The 16826-nt window shown below is 65.5% G+C and carries 10 protein-coding genes; 5 read left to right on the top strand and 5 right to left on the bottom strand.

All coding sequences use genetic code 11. The features are described from left to right. Window positions 1–135: 135 nt before the first annotated feature. On the bottom strand, window positions 136–1497 hold the full coding sequence (locus FJ417_RS06620; protein WP_140782912.1) for a pilus assembly protein: 1362 nt from the start codon (window positions 1495–1497) through the stop codon (window positions 136–138). A 329-nt stretch (window positions 1498–1826) separates the two neighbouring features. Continuing rightward, window positions 1827–2696 carry a transglutaminase family protein gene (locus FJ417_RS06615; RefSeq protein WP_140782911.1) on the bottom strand — a complete coding sequence of 290 codons (870 nt, stop codon included), beginning with the start codon at window positions 2694–2696 and terminating at the stop codon, window positions 1827–1829. Between the two features lie 268 nt (window positions 2697–2964). On the opposite strand from FJ417_RS06615, the gene FJ417_RS06610 reads away from it, so the two are divergent. Next, window positions 2965–3630, top strand: coding sequence for an HAD-IA family hydrolase (locus FJ417_RS06610; RefSeq protein WP_140782910.1), 666 nt, complete (start codon window positions 2965–2967; stop codon window positions 3628–3630). On the opposite strand, the gene FJ417_RS06605 is transcribed toward FJ417_RS06610, so the two are convergent. Beyond that, the gene (locus FJ417_RS06605) at window positions 3627–3848 is read right to left on the bottom strand and encodes a DUF1674 domain-containing protein (RefSeq protein WP_140783013.1); all 222 of its coding nucleotides are present in this window, start codon (window positions 3846–3848) and stop codon (window positions 3627–3629) included. The two genes, FJ417_RS06610 and FJ417_RS06605, sit on opposite strands and share 4 nt — an antisense overlap. A gap of 167 nt (window positions 3849–4015) precedes the next feature. Here FJ417_RS06605 and htpX point away from each other — a divergent pair, with 167 nt between their 5' ends. The 4 genes from htpX (at window position 4016) to purH (ending at window position 10025) form a co-directional block, all read left to right on the top strand. After that, a complete protein-coding gene (gene htpX, locus FJ417_RS06600) occupies window positions 4016–5050 on the top strand; it encodes a zinc metalloprotease HtpX (protein ID WP_140782909.1) in 1035 nt (344 codons plus the stop codon). Beyond that, on the top strand, window positions 5047–6423 hold the full coding sequence (locus tag FJ417_RS06595) for an RsmB/NOP family class I SAM-dependent RNA methyltransferase (protein ID WP_246687407.1): 1377 nt from the start codon (window positions 5047–5049) through the stop codon (window positions 6421–6423). Before htpX ends, FJ417_RS06595 begins: the two co-directional genes overlap by 4 nt. Before the next feature lie 147 nt (window positions 6424–6570). Then, a complete protein-coding gene (locus FJ417_RS06590) occupies window positions 6571–8295 on the top strand; it encodes a heparinase II/III family protein (protein WP_140782907.1) in 1725 nt (574 codons plus the stop codon). Between the two features lie 113 nt (window positions 8296–8408). Then, window positions 8409–10025 carry a bifunctional phosphoribosylaminoimidazolecarboxamide formyltransferase/IMP cyclohydrolase gene (gene purH, locus FJ417_RS06585; RefSeq protein WP_140658958.1) on the top strand — a complete coding sequence of 539 codons (1617 nt, stop codon included), beginning with the start codon at window positions 8409–8411 and terminating at the stop codon, window positions 10023–10025. 139 nt (window positions 10026–10164) lie between these two features. Here the strand turns inward: purH and FJ417_RS06580 are convergent, their stop codons facing one another. After that, window positions 10165–11553, bottom strand: coding sequence for an MFS transporter (locus FJ417_RS06580; RefSeq protein WP_246687406.1), 1389 nt, complete (start codon window positions 11551–11553; stop codon window positions 10165–10167). 415 nt (window positions 11554–11968) lie between these two features. Next, the gene (locus tag FJ417_RS06575; protein WP_140782906.1) at window positions 11969–16738 is read right to left on the bottom strand and encodes an NAD-glutamate dehydrogenase; all 4770 of its coding nucleotides are present in this window, start codon (window positions 16736–16738) and stop codon (window positions 11969–11971) included. Between the last annotated feature and the right edge of the window lie 88 nt (window positions 16739–16826).

Raw genomic sequence — 16826 nt, 5'->3', positions numbered from 1 at the left:
CCGATGGGGTTGCCGCCAGAAGCCGCGTCATGGACGGAAACACGGAAGGCCGCCGGCTTCGTCAAGAAGCGGCGGCCTTTTCCGTTTGGAGCATCGAGCGGAGGCTTCCACCTACCTGGCGCTACATGGCGCCCGCTATTTGGTGATTGAGAGATTGTCGATGTTGCGCACGATATCCTGAAACGCCTGGTCGAGCTCGGTACCGTTGGCCGCCTGATAGAAATGCTTGTTGTTGCCGCTATCGGGGCTGGCGCAGGATTGCAGCGTCGACTTGGCGTTCTTCTCCGTAAGGGCAAAGCCGATGGTGAATATCTCGATGCCTTGGTCGCGCATCGCCGCGCAGAGCGTCGTCGCAGCCGTGCGTGTCTCAACCTTGCCGGCGTCGTTATAAACCTGATCCGGGCCGTCGGCGTCGAAATAGGACAGGTTGAATTCGCCATCCGTCATCAGGATCACGTATTTTGCGACCTTCTTCGGATCCATCTTCGCCGGCCGTTCCGAGGCCTTCATCACGCTGCCCCAGTTTTCGGAGAGCATGTACCAGGCCCACTGGACGCCGATATGGCCCGCCGTGCCGCCGGAGGCATCGAGGTCCTTGATGACGTTGTTCAGAGCCGAGGCATCCGTGGTCAGCGGCTGTATTGACGCGACCGGACAGGCTCGTGTGCGGGACTGCTTGGCGAAGTCGGACAGGTAGAGGTCGCGGTTGACCATGCTGACATCGGGCCCGGCATCGGAATACTGGTAGGCGCCCTTGCGCTCGGTGGCGCAGTTGTCCGGCCGCGTCGACGCCGAGACATACTTCGGATCGTCATTGCCGGGCGCCTGCTTGCGCTCGCTGGCCTTGGTCTCGACAAAGACCGTGCTTGCGGCGAGCGAGCCGACATTGACCGAATTGGCATAAGGCACGATCGCCACCCGCACCCGCGGATTGGCGGCGTTCTGGCCGGTGAGGAAGGAATTGACCGCGTTGCTCGCCGCGGTTCTCAGGTCCTTGATCTTCTGGCCCGCCATCGAACCGGTGACGTCGAGCATCATCGCCACCTCGACCGTCTTGTCCGAATAGAGCGCCGTGGTCGAGGACGTCACCCGTTGCATGTCGCCGATGCTGAACAGGGGGAAATAGAGGCTGAGATCGGTGTGCACATCCGCCTTCACCGTGCTGGCCGTCCTGTCGACGGTGAGTTTGTCCAGCACGATCCGGTTGGCCTGCAGGATGCCGGCCGCGCTGTTGGCGTCGAGGAACGCCTGCACCGTCTTGTTGGCGTCGGCTTCGGTGATGACGCCGAGGGTGAGATCGCGGGCCGTCGAGGTCACAGCGGCGTCGACGACGCCCTGCAGGCTCGATCTCGCATTGTAGAGCTGCGAGATATTGACCGCGAATCCCACCCCCAGCGCGAGGACCGATGCGGCAGCTCCGAACAGAACCGCGAAATTGCCTTCGCGATTGCGGGTAAAGCCGTCCACCCCACGAACGACACCTCTGAACTGCCGCATCTCTTCCGCCTCCACTGTTTGCGGCACCCGTGCCGCACGACAAGGGTGTTGCAGGATTTCGGCCAGACCCGGCCGTCGGCCGCCGAAAGACGCTTAACGGCAGGTTAATCCATTGTTTTTGCTGGGTTTCGGCAAATACTAGAGTGAACGGGAAGTAAACGAAAATACGCTGGCCAAGCGACCTTCATGAAGTGCTTACCATGATCTCGAAGGCTGTCGCGGTCGTTCTCTCTTCGGCACAATCGAACTGTGCCGAAGCGGGTCAGCGGCAGCCATGAAACAGGCGCAGCGCAGGGTCTGTTGAGATAGAGATCAGGCCGGTATGAATATCAAAGGAGCATCTGCGCGCTGACCGTCCGATCGATGCCATGATGCGGAGGATTGAAGCGGTTGCCTTCCTGCTCGTAGGTCCAGACCTTGAACAGGCTGAGCTGGTGCGGACCGAAACTGTGCAGCAGCGGCACGTCGGTGGCGTCGCGGCCGCGCGCAATGACGACGCGGCCGATGCGCGGACAGTTGTGGCGCGGATCGAACGTGTACCATTTGCCGTCGAGAAAAACTTCCATCCAAGCCGAGAAGTCCATCGGTGCCGGATCGGCCGGCACGCCGATATCGCCGAGATAGCCGTTCACGTAGCGGGCCGGAATGTTGATGCATCGGCAAAGCGCGATCGCCAGATGCGCGAAGTCGCGGCACACGCCGACGCGCTCCTCATGCGCCTGGGCCGCCGTGCGCGTGGCGCGCGCATAGCCGTAGCCGAAGGAAAGCCTACTGTTGACATAATCGACGATCGCCTGCACCCGCGCCCAGCCAGGCGGCAAATGGCCGAAAAGCTGCCAGGCGATGTCGCTGAGGTGGTCGGTCTCGCAGTAGCGGCTGCCGAGCAGATAGACCAGCACGTCGTCGGGCAGTTCCGCGACCGGCGTTTCGCGCGCCAATGTATTGACTTCGTCGGTCTCGCCACTGTCCTCGATCGCCGCATCGTAGAGGATGCGGAAGCTTCCGGCGGGCGCCGTGAAGCGACGGCAGATATTGCCGTGGCGGTCGCGATAGGTCCGGGTCGGCACCGAGGGCGAGGTCAGAACCCGCGTCTGCCGCTTGATGTCGGCATGCCGTTCGGCATGAATGTCGAGAAGCGAGATGATCGGCGTCACCGCCGCGCATTCGATGGCGAGTTCATAGCCGAGCCGGATCAGCATCGCATGCCCCCCTTCGTGATTTTGGAAAGACTGCCTGTTCAACGCCGCGAGCCGGGGCTGGTTCCGGCGCCGAGTCGAAATGGCGGCGTCTGGAGCAATTCAGGAAAAGTGCGCAGGGGTCTTCCGTCCGCAATTGCGTAAAAACAAGGAGTGGGAGCAGGTCAGCGTTCTATCAACGCTGACCTGCTCCCTTCTCAGGCGGTCCTGCCCAGTCTAAACTGCGCTTTGCGTTTCGCCCCTCCCCCAAAACGATTCTCCAGGACATCCGATGTTTGCAGGCTCAAAATTCGCCGCCTTTCTGTTCGACATGGACGGCACGGTGCTCAACTCGATCGCCGCGGCGGAACGGGTGTGGACGGCATGGGCAAACAGGCATGGCCTCGATGTGGCGGCTTTCCTGCCCACGATCCATGGCAGGCGCGCGCGCGAGACGATCGCCGCGCTGAGGCTTCCGGGTGTCGATCCGCTGGCGGAGGCGGATTTGCTGCTCAAGGCCGAGGCGGATGACCTCGAAGGCATCGTCCCGATCCCCGGCGCCGTTGCGTTTTTGCAATCGCTGCCGCCAGAGCGCTGGGCGATCGTCACCTCGGCGCCGCGCGAGCTGGCGCTGCTGCGCATCAAGGCGGCCGGCATCCCGGTTCCCGCCATGATGGTGACCGCCGAAGACGTCACCCATGGCAAGCCGGCGCCGGACTGCTTCCTTCTGGCGGCAAGGCGTCTCGGCGTCGAGGCGCGCGACTGCCTGGTCTTCGAGGATGCGCCGGCGGGCATAGCGGCGGGCGAGGCTTCCGGCGCCTCGGTGATGGTGATCAGCGCCACGCATGTCCGCCCGCTCGTCACGTCGCACCCGACAATCCGTTCCTACGACGAAATCGTCATCGCGACGGACGACAATGGCTGGATCGCCTTCGCGCCCGAGCGTGCCGTTGCTTAAAAGTCGCTGGTGAGACCCTTGACTTCCCAGTCGCCGTAGCGGCCAGGTTCCTTGCCGCCGCGGCCGCCGATTTCCTTCGGCAACTGCGCTTCCGCCGCTCGATACTTTTGACGACGCGCTTCAGCCTCTGCTAACGCCCGCTGTGCTTCGGGCGTCAGCGCTTTTCGCAGCTCTGCGGTCGTTGCAACTGCTTCGGTTTTGCTTGGCTCTTCGGTCATGCGATACTCCCGCCGATTGAAACGAAGACCGGCCTCTCCCATCATATAGCCATGATACCAGAAGGATCGACCCCTATTGGTGAGCATCGAAATACTCCGAAAACCGGATTCCACTTTTCGGTCCGATGCTCTGGCCCCCTCCGACACCACGTCAGACGGATGAAACGATGAACACGCTTCGCACCACCATGCTTCTTGCCGCGATGACGGCGCTGTTCATGGGCGTCGGCTATCTGATCGGCGGCTCGGGCGGCATGGTCATCGCGCTTCTGATCGCCGCCGGCACCAATCTGTTCAGCTATTGGAACGCCGACAAGATGGTGCTGTCGATGAACCGCGCCGTCGAGGTCGACGAGAAGAACGCGCCGGAATATTACGCGATCGTCCAGGCGCTGGCCAAGCAGGCCGGGCTGCCCATGCCGAAGACCTATCTGATCGACAACCCGCAGCCCAACGCCTTCGCCACCGGCCGCAACCCCGAGAATGCCGCGGTGGCGGCGTCCACGGGCCTGCTCGAGCGGCTCTCCCACGAAGAGGTCGCAGCGGTGATGGCGCACGAGCTTGCCCATGTGCAGCACCGCGACACCCTGACGATGACGATCGTGGCGACGCTCGCCGGCGCCATCTCGATGCTCGGCAATTTCGCCTTCTTCCTCGGCGGCAGCCGGGAGAACAACAACCCGTTCGGCTTCGTCGGCGTGCTTGTGGCGATGATCGTCGCGCCCTTCGCCGCCATGATCGTGCAGATGGCGGTGAGCCGCACGCGCGAATACGAAGCCGACCGGCGCGGCGCCGAGATCTGCGGTCACCCGCTATGGCTTGCTTCGGCGCTCAACAAGATCGCACGCGGTGCCGAACAGATTCCCAATCCGGACGCCGAGCGCAACCCGGCTATGGCGCATCTTTTCATCATCAACCCGCTTCACGGCGAGCGCATGGACAATCTGTTCTCGACCCATCCGAACACGGAGAACCGCATCGCTGCCCTGCAGGAGATGGCGCGCGCGATGGGTGGCGCCGCGCCGGCCAATCGGCGCAAGGCTTCCGCGCCACCCATGCAGCCCGAGGAGCCGTCGGCGGGGCCATGGGGCAAGCCGGCAGACGCGGCCCCAGAGGCTGAGCCGGCACCGCCGAAGCCCAATCCCTGGGGCCGCAACCCGACCGGACCGCGCAATGTCCGGCAGAAGGGTCCCTGGTCGTGACGCCGCCGAGGCGCGGACAGCCAGCCAATCCGCAACACAAGAATGGCGACGAGAACGTCGCCGGTCTTGCTGCGCGCAAGGCGGCCGCGCGCCTGCTTGCCGCCGTCATCGACGCGCATACGCCGCTCGATGGCCTGACCGACAACGAGCACGGCCACCCGCAATACAGGGCGCTGGACGGCCGCGACCGGGCGCTGGTGCGCGCCATCCTGGTCACCGCGCTGCGCTATCGCATGACCATTGCCGGGCTGCTGGCCAGGCGGCTGGAAAAGCCGCTACCGGCCAACGCCACCGCGCTCTCGCATATCCTCAACGTCGCCGCCGCGCAGATCCTGTTCCTCGATGTTCCCGACAGCGCCGCCGTCGACCTAGCCGTGACCCACGCCAAGTCCGATCCGCGAACACTGCGCTTCTCCGGCCTCGTCAACGGGGTGCTGCGCTCGCTGGCGCGCGCCAAGGAGGCCGAGCTTGCCCCGGCGCTCGCTGCAACCAGCGAGGCGCCGCAATGGTTTTCGCAGCGGCTGACCGCCGCCTACGGAGCCGACAGGGCGCGCGCCATTCTTACCGCGCATCGCCACGAGGCGCCGGTCGATTTCACGATCAAGGCCGATTCTGCGCTCTGGGCCGAGCGACTGGGCGGCATCGTGCTGCCGACCGGCACGGTGCGTGTCGAAAAGCTCTCCGCCAATGTCATCGACCTGCCCGGTTTCGCCGACGGTGCATGGTGGGTGCAGGATACCGCGGCAAGCCTGCCGGCGCGCCTGTTCGGAGACATCCGCGGACAGCGCGTCGCCGACCTGTGCGCCGCGCCCGGCGGCAAGACGGCGCAGCTTATCCTGGCCGGCGCCGAGGTGACCGCGGTCGACACCTCGAAGAACCGGCTGGCGCGGCTCAGTCAGAATCTCGGGCGCCTCGGCCTGACCGCCGAACTCGTCCAGACCGACCTTCTGGATTACCGGCCGGCGCAATTGTTCGACGCCGTGCTGCTCGACGCGCCCTGCTCCTCGACCGGCACGGTGCGCCGCCATCCCGACGTGCCCTGGACCAAGACCATGGCGGATGTCGAAAAGCTCGCCGATCTCCAGCGCCGGCTGCTTGCCCATGCCGTCGGTCTCGTCAGGCCCGGCGGCCGCATCGTCTTTTCCAACTGCTCGCTCGACCCGATCGAAGGCGAGGAGCTCTATCGCGATTTCCTCGCCGGGAACCCCGGCGTGGGCGCCGATCCGATCCGGCCTGGCGAAATTGCCGATATCGACCCATTCCTGACGCCAGAGGGCACTCTGCGCACCACGCCGGCCGACCTCGCGCTGGAATCGCCCGGGATTTCAGGCTTGGACGGCTTCTTTGCCGCGCGGATGAGACGGACCGATTGAAACGTTATCTCATAAAACTTGCTGACTTTTTTAGGGAAGACCCGGCCGCGGCCGCGTGAATTGGTTCACTTCGGCGAAATCCGCCTTCGCATAAGTTCTTGAATCGCATAAGCTTGTGCTCGGGTTATGGGGACATCAGGAGGGCTATTGGCACTTGTTGCCGGCAGCACGACGCGTCTATGGACGCTTGTCGCGAGGGAGTTCTGGCGCAAAACGCGCCGGCACCTCCGCGCCGGCCCGGTCTATCGCTGGCGCTATTCCGGCCGCACGCCCGAACGTGTCCTGATCGCGCCGCCGGACCTGCGGCTCGCCGATCCGCAGATCGCGCTGGAGATCTATTACGGCCGCTACCCGCTGTCCGGCCATCTGGTCGAGACCGGCGGCACATCGCCCTTCCAGCTCGACGTGCCCAATCGCGGCTGGCAGAAATCGCTGCATGGCTTCCGCTGGCTGCGCCACATGCGCGCCACCGGCACCGAGCTTGCCGCCGCCAACGCCAGGGCGCTCGTCACCGACTGGATCGCCATGCACGGCAACCAGATCTCCGGCATCGCCTGGGAGCCGGGCACGACGGCCAAACGGGTGATCGCCTGGCTGCAGCATTCCTCGGTGGTGCTGCAAGGCGCCGAATTCCCCTTCTATCGCGCCTTCCTGAAATCGCTCGCCGTGCAGATCCGCTATCTCCGCTCGATGGCGCGCGAGATGCCGGATGGCGAGGCCAGGCTGCGCGCCCGCATCGCGCTCGCCTTCGCCGCGCTGTCTCTGCCGGCGCCGGCCTCGGCGCTGCGCGCCGCGACACGCAACCTGGCCGAGGAGCTGGAACATCAGATCCTGCCCGATGGCGGCCATATCTCGCGCAAGCCGATGGCGGTGCTGGAGCTGCTGGCCGACCTTCTGCCGTTGCGCCAGACCTATGCCAACCAGGCCGAGGCGCCGCCGTCGGCCCTGATCGGCGCCATCGACCGCATGTTGCCGGCGCTGCGTTTCTTTCGCCACCAGGACGGCAGCCTCGCCCGCTTCAACGGCATGGGCGCCACCATCCACGACCGCATCGCCACCATCATGCGCCATGACGACACGGTGGGCGCGCCGCTGCTGCACGCGCCGCACTCCGGCTACGAGCGCCTGTCGATGGGCGGCGTGACGGTGATCGCCGACACCGGCCTGCCGCCGCCGGTCGACGTCTCCAACGCCGCGCACGCCGGCTGCCTCGCCTTCGAACTCTCCTCCGGGCGCCAGCACTTCATCGTCAATGCCGGCATCGACACCTACGGCGCCCCGGAATTCCGGCCGCTGGCGCGCGCCACCGCCGCGCATTCGACCGCTACGCTCAACGACACCTCGTCGGCGCGCTTCAGCCATTCGCTGCGCGTCAGCGACCTGCTGGGCTCGCCGCTGATCGGCGGCCCGCAGCACGTGCCCTGCAAGCGCCTCGACCAGAAGGGCGTGCACGGCTTCGTCGCGCGCCACGACGGCTATGTCCAGCAATTCGGTTTCCTGCATGAGCGCGAGCTGAAGCTGACCACGAACGGCAACGTGCTTGCCGGCCGCGACCGTTTCCTGCGCCCGGGCAATGCCGTGATCCGCAACAACGGCCGCGACTTCGTCACGGTGCGCTTCCATGTCCACCCCGACATCAGCCTGCTGCAGGACGACCACGACCGCCTGACGCTCGCCGCCGCGCAGGGCGACACCTGGGTCTTCACCTGCGCCGAAGTGGTGCCGGAGGTCGAGGAATCGATCTATTTCGCCGGATTGAGCGGCCCGCGCCGCAGTCGGCAGATCGTGCTCTCCTTCAAGGCCTCGGAGGTTGCCGAAGTCCACTGGCAGCTGACCCGCACCGGCATTGCCGGCCATCCCGAGAACAACTGAATTCCCGACAAATCCGGCCGCGCGCTTGATTTCCGAGACTCACTTGATTTCCGGGGCTCATATGCTAGGGCCGGCCAACGTCCCGTCCAACAGCTCTGAAAGGCCGCCCGCCCATGGCCGTGCCCACGAAAAACATTCCGGCGCCCGATCTCGTTCCGGTGCGCCGGGCGCTGCTTTCCGTCTTCGACAAGACCGGCCTGGTCGATTTCGCCAAAGCGCTCGCCGCAGCCGGCGTCGAGCTGGTTTCGACGGGCGGCACGGCGAAGGCCATCGCCGAGGCGGGCCTGGCTGTGCGCGACGTTTCCGAGCTCACCGGCTTTCCCGAGATCATGGACGGCCGGGTGAAGACCTTGCATCCGTCGGTGCATGGCGCGCTGCTCGGCATCCGCGACGATGCCGAGCATGCCAAGGCCATGCGTGACCATCGCATCGAGCCGATCGATCTTGTCGTCTCCAACCTCTACCCGTTTGAAGAGGTCCGCCACTCCGGCGCCGGCTATGCCTCGATCGTCGAGAACATCGACATCGGTGGACCGGCGATGATCCGCGCCTCGGCCAAGAACCACGCCTATGTCGCCATCGTCACCGATCCGGCCGACTATGCGCCCGTCGTCAACGCGCTGGAGATGAATCTTGGCTCGCTGTCGCTCGACTTCCGCAAGATGCTTGCGGCCAAGGCCTTTGCCCGCACCGCCACCTATGACGCCGCGATCTCCGGCTGGTTCGCCGAGGCGCTGCAGATCGAGCATCCGACCTGGCGCGCCTTCGGCGGCCATCTCGACCAGGTGATGCGCTATGGCGAGAACCCGCATCAGAACGCCGGCTTCTACCTGTCGGGCGACAAACGGCCGGGTGTGGCGACGGCAAAGCAGCTGCAGGGCAAGCAGCTCTCCTACAACAACATCAACGACACCGACGCGGCCTTCGAGCTGGTCGGCGAGTTCGATCCCGCCCGCTCGGCGGCGATCGCCATCATCAAGCATGCCAACCCTTGCGGCGTTGCGGAGGGTGAAACGCTCAAGGCGGCCTATGCCAAGGCGCTGGCCTGCGATCCAGTCTCGGCCTTTGGCGGCATCGTCGCCATGAACCGCATCCTCGACGCCGAGGCGGCGCAGGAGATCGTGAAAACCTTCACCGAGGTCATCATCGCGCCCAACGCGACCGACGAGGCAGCCGCGATCGTCGCCGCGAAGAAGAACCTGCGCCTGCTGGTCACCGGCGGCCTGCCCGACCCGCGCGCTGCCGGCACAACGGCGAAATCGGTCGCCGGCGGGCTGCTGGTGCAGAGTCGCGACAACGCCGTGGTCGACGACCTCGAGCTGAAGGTGGTGACGAAACGCGCGCCGACGCCGGCCGAACTGGCCGACCTCAAATTCGCCTTCCGCGTCGCCAAGCACGTCAAGTCGAACGCCATCGTTTATGCCAAGGACGGCGCCACGGTCGGCATCGGTGCTGGCCAGATGAGCCGCGTCGATTCCTCGCGCATCGCCGCCCGCAAGGCGCTGGACGCGGCGGAGGCTGCGGGCCTCGCCGAGCCACTGACCAAAGGCTCGGTCGTCGCCTCCGACGCCTTCTTCCCCTTCGCCGACGGCCTTCTCTCGGCGATCGAGGCCGGCGCCACGGCCGTCATCCAGCCCGGCGGCTCGATGCGCGACGAGGACGTCATCGCCGCCGCCGACGAGCACGGCATCGCCATGGTGTTCACGGGCGTGCGGCACTTCCGGCATTGATGCTCGGCGCGGAGATGCTTCAAGAATTCGCTCCGCTGAGTCGATTGGTGCGGTTTTCGAGAACCGGAGCGGAGCGGACATTCAGGTCCGTGAGCACCGGAAGCGCAGAAAACCGCGGCAAGCGGCCAGCGGAGTAGAATTATCGAAGCATCTCTTTCGGCTTGTCCGCCGGATAGGGTGTCCCCACCAGGATCGCCATGCCGATGCCGAGGAACAGGATGATCGCCGCCATGCCGAGCCGTGGTGAATCGCTCATCGTGGTGATGGTCGCCACCATGAACGGCGCCAGGAAGCTGGTCGCGCGTCCCGCCAGCGCGTAGATGCCGAAATAGCGGCCCGACTCGGCGGCAGTCACGCTGCGCGCCATGTAGGAACGCGACGAGGCTTGCACCGGCCCGAAAGCGAGCCCGATCAGCAGCCCATAGAGGATATAGGCCTTTTCGGCCGCGGTGCCGAACAGGCCGCCGGAATCGGCGGTCGACAGCGGGATCAGGCCAAGCAGCGTGAAGCCCGGACCGGTCGAGACGACGCCGATCGTGGCGACCGACAGCATCACCAGCGCGATCATCACCACGTGCTTCGAGCCGAGCGCGGTATCGAGCCGCGCGGCGATCCAGCAGCCGAAGATGGCGACGACGTTGAGGATGATGCCGAACAGGCCGATCTCGGTAATCGACCAGTGGAACATGCCGGCCGCGAAGGTGCCGCCGAGCGCCAGCAGCGCATTGACGCCGTCCTGATAGATCATGCGCGCCAGCAGGAAGCGCAGGATGCCGCTGCGCTGGCGCACTTCCACCAGAGTAGACTTCAACTCGGACAGGCCCTCGCGCACCGCCGGGCCGATCGGGATTCCCTTGCTGGCGTCCGGCGTGAAGAAGAACATCGGCAGTATGAACAGGAAATACCAGCCGGCGGACATCGGCCCGGTGAAGCGCGCGTCCTCCCCGAGTTTCGGATCGAGTCCGAACAATGGATCGAGGCCGATGAGCGTCTTGCCGGTTTCGAGATTGCCCGCCAGGAACAGCACCACGAAGATCAGCGCGATCATGCCGCCGAGATAGCCGAGCCCCCAGGCCATGTTGGATATCCGGCCGATCTCTTGCTTCGGCACCAGCCGCGGCATCATGGAATCGTTGAACACGGTGGAGAATTCGGCCGCCACCGAGGCCAGCGAGAACAAGAGCACGACCAGGAAAAGATTCGAGCCGGGTGCGGCGAACCACAGCAGGCTGAGGCTGACGATCTTGATCGTCGCGAAGAAGGCGATCCACGGCTTGCGCGGCCCGGTCTGGTCGGCGATCGAGCCGAGCACCGGGGAGAGCACCGCGATGACCAAGCCCGCGGCGGCAATGCCATAGCCCCAGGCAGCCTGACCGGCGGTCGGATCGCTCGCCATGCGCGAGACGAAATAGGGCCCGAAGATGAAGGTGGTGACGACAGTGAAGAAAGGCTGCGCCGCCCAGTCGAAGAACATCCAGCCCCAGATGCCGCGCCCCGATGCCCGCTGCACTGTCTCTACCGCCACCATGCTGATTCCCCTGGCACCGCTCGCGTCGGGCGCCATGTCTGCATGTTTTCAGGCAGTGATGCAAATGAACAAGCAGGCGCCAATTCCTCGCCCCACGAAGGCGGCTACGCGATGCACGCCTCTTCTGGCGTGACCGATCGGGCCGAGGCTTGATTGCCAGGTGGTTCCCCCAATCCGTCGCTGCTTCGCAGCGCCACATTTCCCCCCTCCGGAGGGAAAGGAAGGGAGCGTTGCTGGACGAGCATTGACGGCAAAAAGCTTGGCGCCTTCCTCTACCCCGTCGATCGGGGGAGAGGTGGCTCGGCGAAGCCGAGACGGAGTGGGGCTCGACCAGCGCAGCATAGGATAACGCAAGCGCCAAGCTGCCATGCGCGCTATCGCCAAAGACCAGCCGCTTTGGCAGGGGCGAGGAACTTCACATCCCCGTCAGGTCGCTCATCAGGCCGGACGCCACCGAGAGCCGCGACACGGTGATGTCGCCGCCTTCGGTCAGCGCCTGCAGCCGCTCGCGGATGCGCGCGACGCGTTCGCCGCCGGCCTCGAGCCACGCCCCGACCGGATCCGCCGCCGTGCCGTGCGCGGTAAGCGCCGCCACCGCGATGCCGCGCCGCGCCACGCCGATCGTGTCGGTCGCGCGCGACAGCGCCAGCTGGTCGTAATAGTCGGGCGGCATGATCGAGCGCGCGGCCTCCTCGACGCGCGGGATGCGGAAGGCATCGCTGACGGCGAAGAACGCCTTGGCCGCGCTGACGATGTCGGCATTGGCCGTGCGCGCGGTGAGCGCGACATCCGGGATCAGTTCGGCCACTTCGGCCAGGGCGAGCTGCCCGGCGAGTTTTTCCGGCGCGCCGCCCTTGAACAGGCCATGTCCCCGCTCCTCGATACGCTCGCGCGAGAAGGCCGGCAGCAGCGACGCCAGCTTCGGTTCGAGCGCCTTGCGCGCGTCCTGCAATTCGGCGATGCGCTGCCCCAGCGGCGCGGAGCCCACTTCGTTCTTCAGGGACCAGCCGCTGGTCACAAAGATAAGCCGGCTGACCGACTGATAGAGATCGAGCTGGATCTGGCCGTCGATCTGGTTATCGAGCGCGTCGATCTCCTTGTAGAGCGCCGGCAGCGCGAAGCCGTCGCGGATCACCGCGAAGGTGCGCACGACATCGGCCGCCGTGCGGCCGGTCGCTTCCTGCAGCCGGTTGACGAAGGACGGCCCGCCGCGATTGACCAGATCGTTGGCGACGACGCGCGCGATGATCTCGCGCCGCAGCCTGTGGTCGCGGATCTCGCCAGCGAATTTCTTCGCCATGCGTTCCGGGAAATAGCCCATCAGGTCGCGGTCGAAATGTTGCTCGTCCGGCACGTCGCTGGCGACGATGTCGGAGAACAGCACGATCTTGGCATAGGCGAGCAGCACGCCGAGTTCGGCCCTGGTCAGTGGCTCGCCACGCGCCTCGCGTTCGGCAAGCGCCGCCGGCGAAGGCAGCGTCTCGACCGCGCGGTCGAGCAGGCCGCGCGATTCCAGCGCCGTCATGAAACGGGCCTGGTGCGCGATGTCGGCGAGGCCGCGCTTGCGCGCCAGCGAGAGCGCCAGCGTCTGCTGGTAGTTGTTGGAGAGCACCAGCGCGCCCACCTCGTCGGTCATCTCGGCGAGCAGCTTGTTGCGCGCCGGCCGCGTCAGCGAGCCCTTGCGCATGGCGGAAGCCAGCGCGATCTTGATGTTGACCTCGACGTCAGAGCAGTTGACGCCGCCCGAATTGTCGATGGCGTCCGAATTGCAGCGGCCGCCATTCATGCCGAACTCGATGCGCGCCCGCTGCGTGACGCCGAGATTGGCGCCCTCGCCGATGACTTTCGCCCGGACATCGAGCGCGGTGACGCGGACAGCGTCGTTTGCCCGGTCGCCGACATCTTGGTTGCTCTCGCCTGAAGCCCGCACATAAGTGCCGATGCCGCCGAACCACAGAAGGTCGACCGGCGCCTTGAGGATGGCGTTCATGATCTCGACCGGCGTCGCCGTCGTCTTGGCGAGGCCGATCGCGGCAGCCGCCGCCGGCGGCAGCGTGATCGATTTCTGGTTGCGCGAGACGATGACGCCGCCTTCCGACAGCTTCGACTTGTCGTAGTCCTGCCACGACGAGCGCGGCAGCGCGAACATGCGCACCCGCTCGGCCATCGATGCGGCCATGTCCGGATCGGGGTCGATGAAGATGTCGCGATGGTCGAAAGCGGCGATCAGCCTAGTCTGCGGCGACAACAGCATGCCGTTGCCGAACACGTCGCCCGACATGTCGCCGACGCCCACCACGGTGAAGGGCGAGGTCTGGATGTCGCGGTTGATCTCGCGGAAATGCCGCTTCACCGCTTCCCAGGCCCCCTTGGCGGTGATGCCCATCTTCTTGTGGTCGTAGCCGGCCGAACCGCCGCTGGCGAAAGCGTCGTCCAACCAGAAATGGTGTTTTTCGGAAATGGCGTTGGCGGTGTCGGAGAAGGTCGCCGTGCCCTTGTCGGCGGCGACGACGAAATAGGGATCGTCTGCATCGCGCCGCACCACGCCGGCCGGCGGGATGACGCCGTCGACGCCGATATTGTCGGTGATCGAGAGCAGGCTGGAGACGAAATTCTTGTAGGCCGAGGTCCCGGCCTCGAAGATCGCGTCGCGCCCGGCGCTCATCGGCAGCTTCTTCGGGTAGAAGCCGCCCTTGGCGCCGACCGGCACGATGACCGCGTTCTTCACCTGCTGCGCCTTCACCAGGCCCAGCACCTCGGTGCGGTAATCCTGGGCGCGGTCCGACCAGCGCAGGCCGCCCCGCGCCACCGGACCGAAGCGCAGATGCACGCCCTCGACCTCGGAGCCGTAGACGAAGATTTCGCGCCATGGCCGCGGCGCCGGCAGGCCCTCGACCGCCTGGGAGTCGAGCTTGATCGCCAGCGACTGCCCTTTCTCTTTCGTATCGGCTACGAAATGATTGGTGCGCAGCGAGGCTTCGATGAGGTTCAGATAGCGGCGGATGATCGTGTCGTCATCGATATTGGGCACCTCTTCCAGCGCGTCCTTGATCTTGGCCTTGAGGTGCTTGGCGGCGACCGCGCCATCGCCCTCCGCCGCCGGCCCGAGCCGTGCGACGAACAGCGCATGCAGGCCGCGCGCGATCTCCGGATAGCGGTTGAGTGCTGCGGCGATGAAATCCTGGCTCTGCGGAATACCGGCCTGCTGCAGATAGCGGCCATAGGCGCGCAGGATGGTAATCTCGCCCGACCACAGGCCGGCGGTCTGGGCCAAGCCGTTATAGCCGTCATTGTCGACATCGCCGCGCCAGACCGACAGGAACGCGTCCTCGAACAGCGCGCCGCCATCGGCAAGGTCTATTCGCGCGCCGTAGCTGTTCTCCAGCTCCATGTCGTGGATGAACACCCGGTCGGCCGGATCGTCGCCGACCTCGAAAGTGCGCTCGCTGATGACGCGGAAGCCGATGTTTTCCAGCACCGGCACGCGCCGCGACAGCGCCACCGGGCTGCCGAAATGATAGATTTTCAAAGCCGCCTGTTGCGGCTTCTGGTCGGCATGGCGGTAATAATCGATGGCGATCGGATTGACGGCGCTGATCTTCGCAATGCGCCCGGCATCGGCCAACGCCACGGCGGCCGAGAAGGAGTCGCGATAGCTTTCGGGGAACCGCGCCGCGATCGCCTTCAGCGCCGGATCGCTGCCGGCCGCTTCCGCGGCTTCGGAGAGCGCGTCCTCCCAGGTGCGCACGATGTCGCGGATCGCCGCCTCGATCGTCGACTGCTCGACCTTCGGCGTCTTGCCGCCGGAACGGCCGATGATGAAATGCACGCGCGCCAGTCCGCCTTCCGGAAAGGCCGGGTAATAGGCCGACAACCGGCCTTCGAACGCCGTCTTGAGATAGGTGCCGACCTTCTCGCGCACGACGCTGTCGTAGCGGTCGCGCGGCACGAAAACGATGATCGAGACGAAGCGATCGAACTGGTCGACGCGCACCAGCGCCCGCACGCGCGGCCGCTCGATCAGCCCGAGTATGGCGACCGCGTGCTTGCGCAGGATGGGAATGGGAACCTGGAACAGCTCGTCGCGCGGATAGCTTTCCAGGATGTTGATCAGCGCCTTGCCGGAATGATCGTGCGGATCGAAACCGGATTTCGAGATCACGGTCTCGGCCTTGGAGCGCAGATAGGGGATCTTCATCACCGAGCGCGTGTAGGCGGTCGAGGTGAACAGGCCGACGATGCGCAGCTCGCCCGCGAGCGCGCCTTTCGCCGTGTAGGTCTTGATGCCGATGTAATCGAGATAGATGCGGCGATGCACCGACGACTTGGCGTTGGCCTTGGTGACGATCAGCGGCTCCGGCCCGTGCAGGAAGGCGCGGATCTCCGGCGTCGTCGTCACCGCCTCGGTGCCGCGCCTCAACACCAGCACATCGGGATCCGAAAGGATGCCGAGCCCAGGCTTTTCGGCGCGCTCCAGCGAGCCGCTTTCCTCGCCGCCGGTATATTTGAACTCGCGCATGCCGAGGAAGGTGAAATTGTCGTCGCGCAGCCATTCGAGGAAGGCGATCGCCTCGGCGACGCTCTTCTTATCGAGCGGCACCGCCGAATAGCGGAATTCGGAAATCGCCTGGTCGAGGCGGGCGAGCATGCGCTTCCAGTCGGCGACGGCCGCCCGGACCTGCGAAAGCATCTTGCGCAGCCGCTCGGTGAGGCTCTTGGCCTGCTCGGCGTTCAGCCTTGGAATGTGGACATGGACGACACTCAGCCTGTCGTCATCCTCCTTGCCGCCATCGCCAAGCACCTCGACCACACCATCCTTGCCGTGGCGGACGGTGACGATCGGATGGGTAACCAACGTCGGCTCGCCGCTGATCTCGGTGATCTCGCCGAGGATGGAATCGAACAGGAACGGCATGTTGTCGTTGACGACGGTGATCACCGTGACCGGCCGGCCATCGCAGGCGACGCCCGAATCGGCCTCGACGGCGACGACGCTTTCGCCTTTCCGGTGGCTGGCGACCGCTTGCGCGGCGAGCTCGCCGGCGCGTTCGAGGTCGGTCACGTCATAGGACGCGATGTCCTCGGCGGGCGCCCGTGCCAGCAGATAGTCGGCAAGCCGTGCGGGTTTCTCTTCCGCTTTCGCGGCGGCGGCTTTCTTCTTCGGCTTGAATTTCACGCTGGCCATGACGCTTATTGCCTCCCGTGGCATGCTTTTGCGACTATGGTAGCCAGATGACTGCGGTTTGGCGACAAAGGTTTGACGACGCTTTAAA

This window comes from Mesorhizobium sp. B3-1-7, from assembly GCF_006439385.1.
Classification (GTDB): domain Bacteria; phylum Pseudomonadota; class Alphaproteobacteria; order Rhizobiales; family Rhizobiaceae; genus Mesorhizobium.
This window is presented reverse-complemented; position numbering and strand designations above follow the sequence as displayed.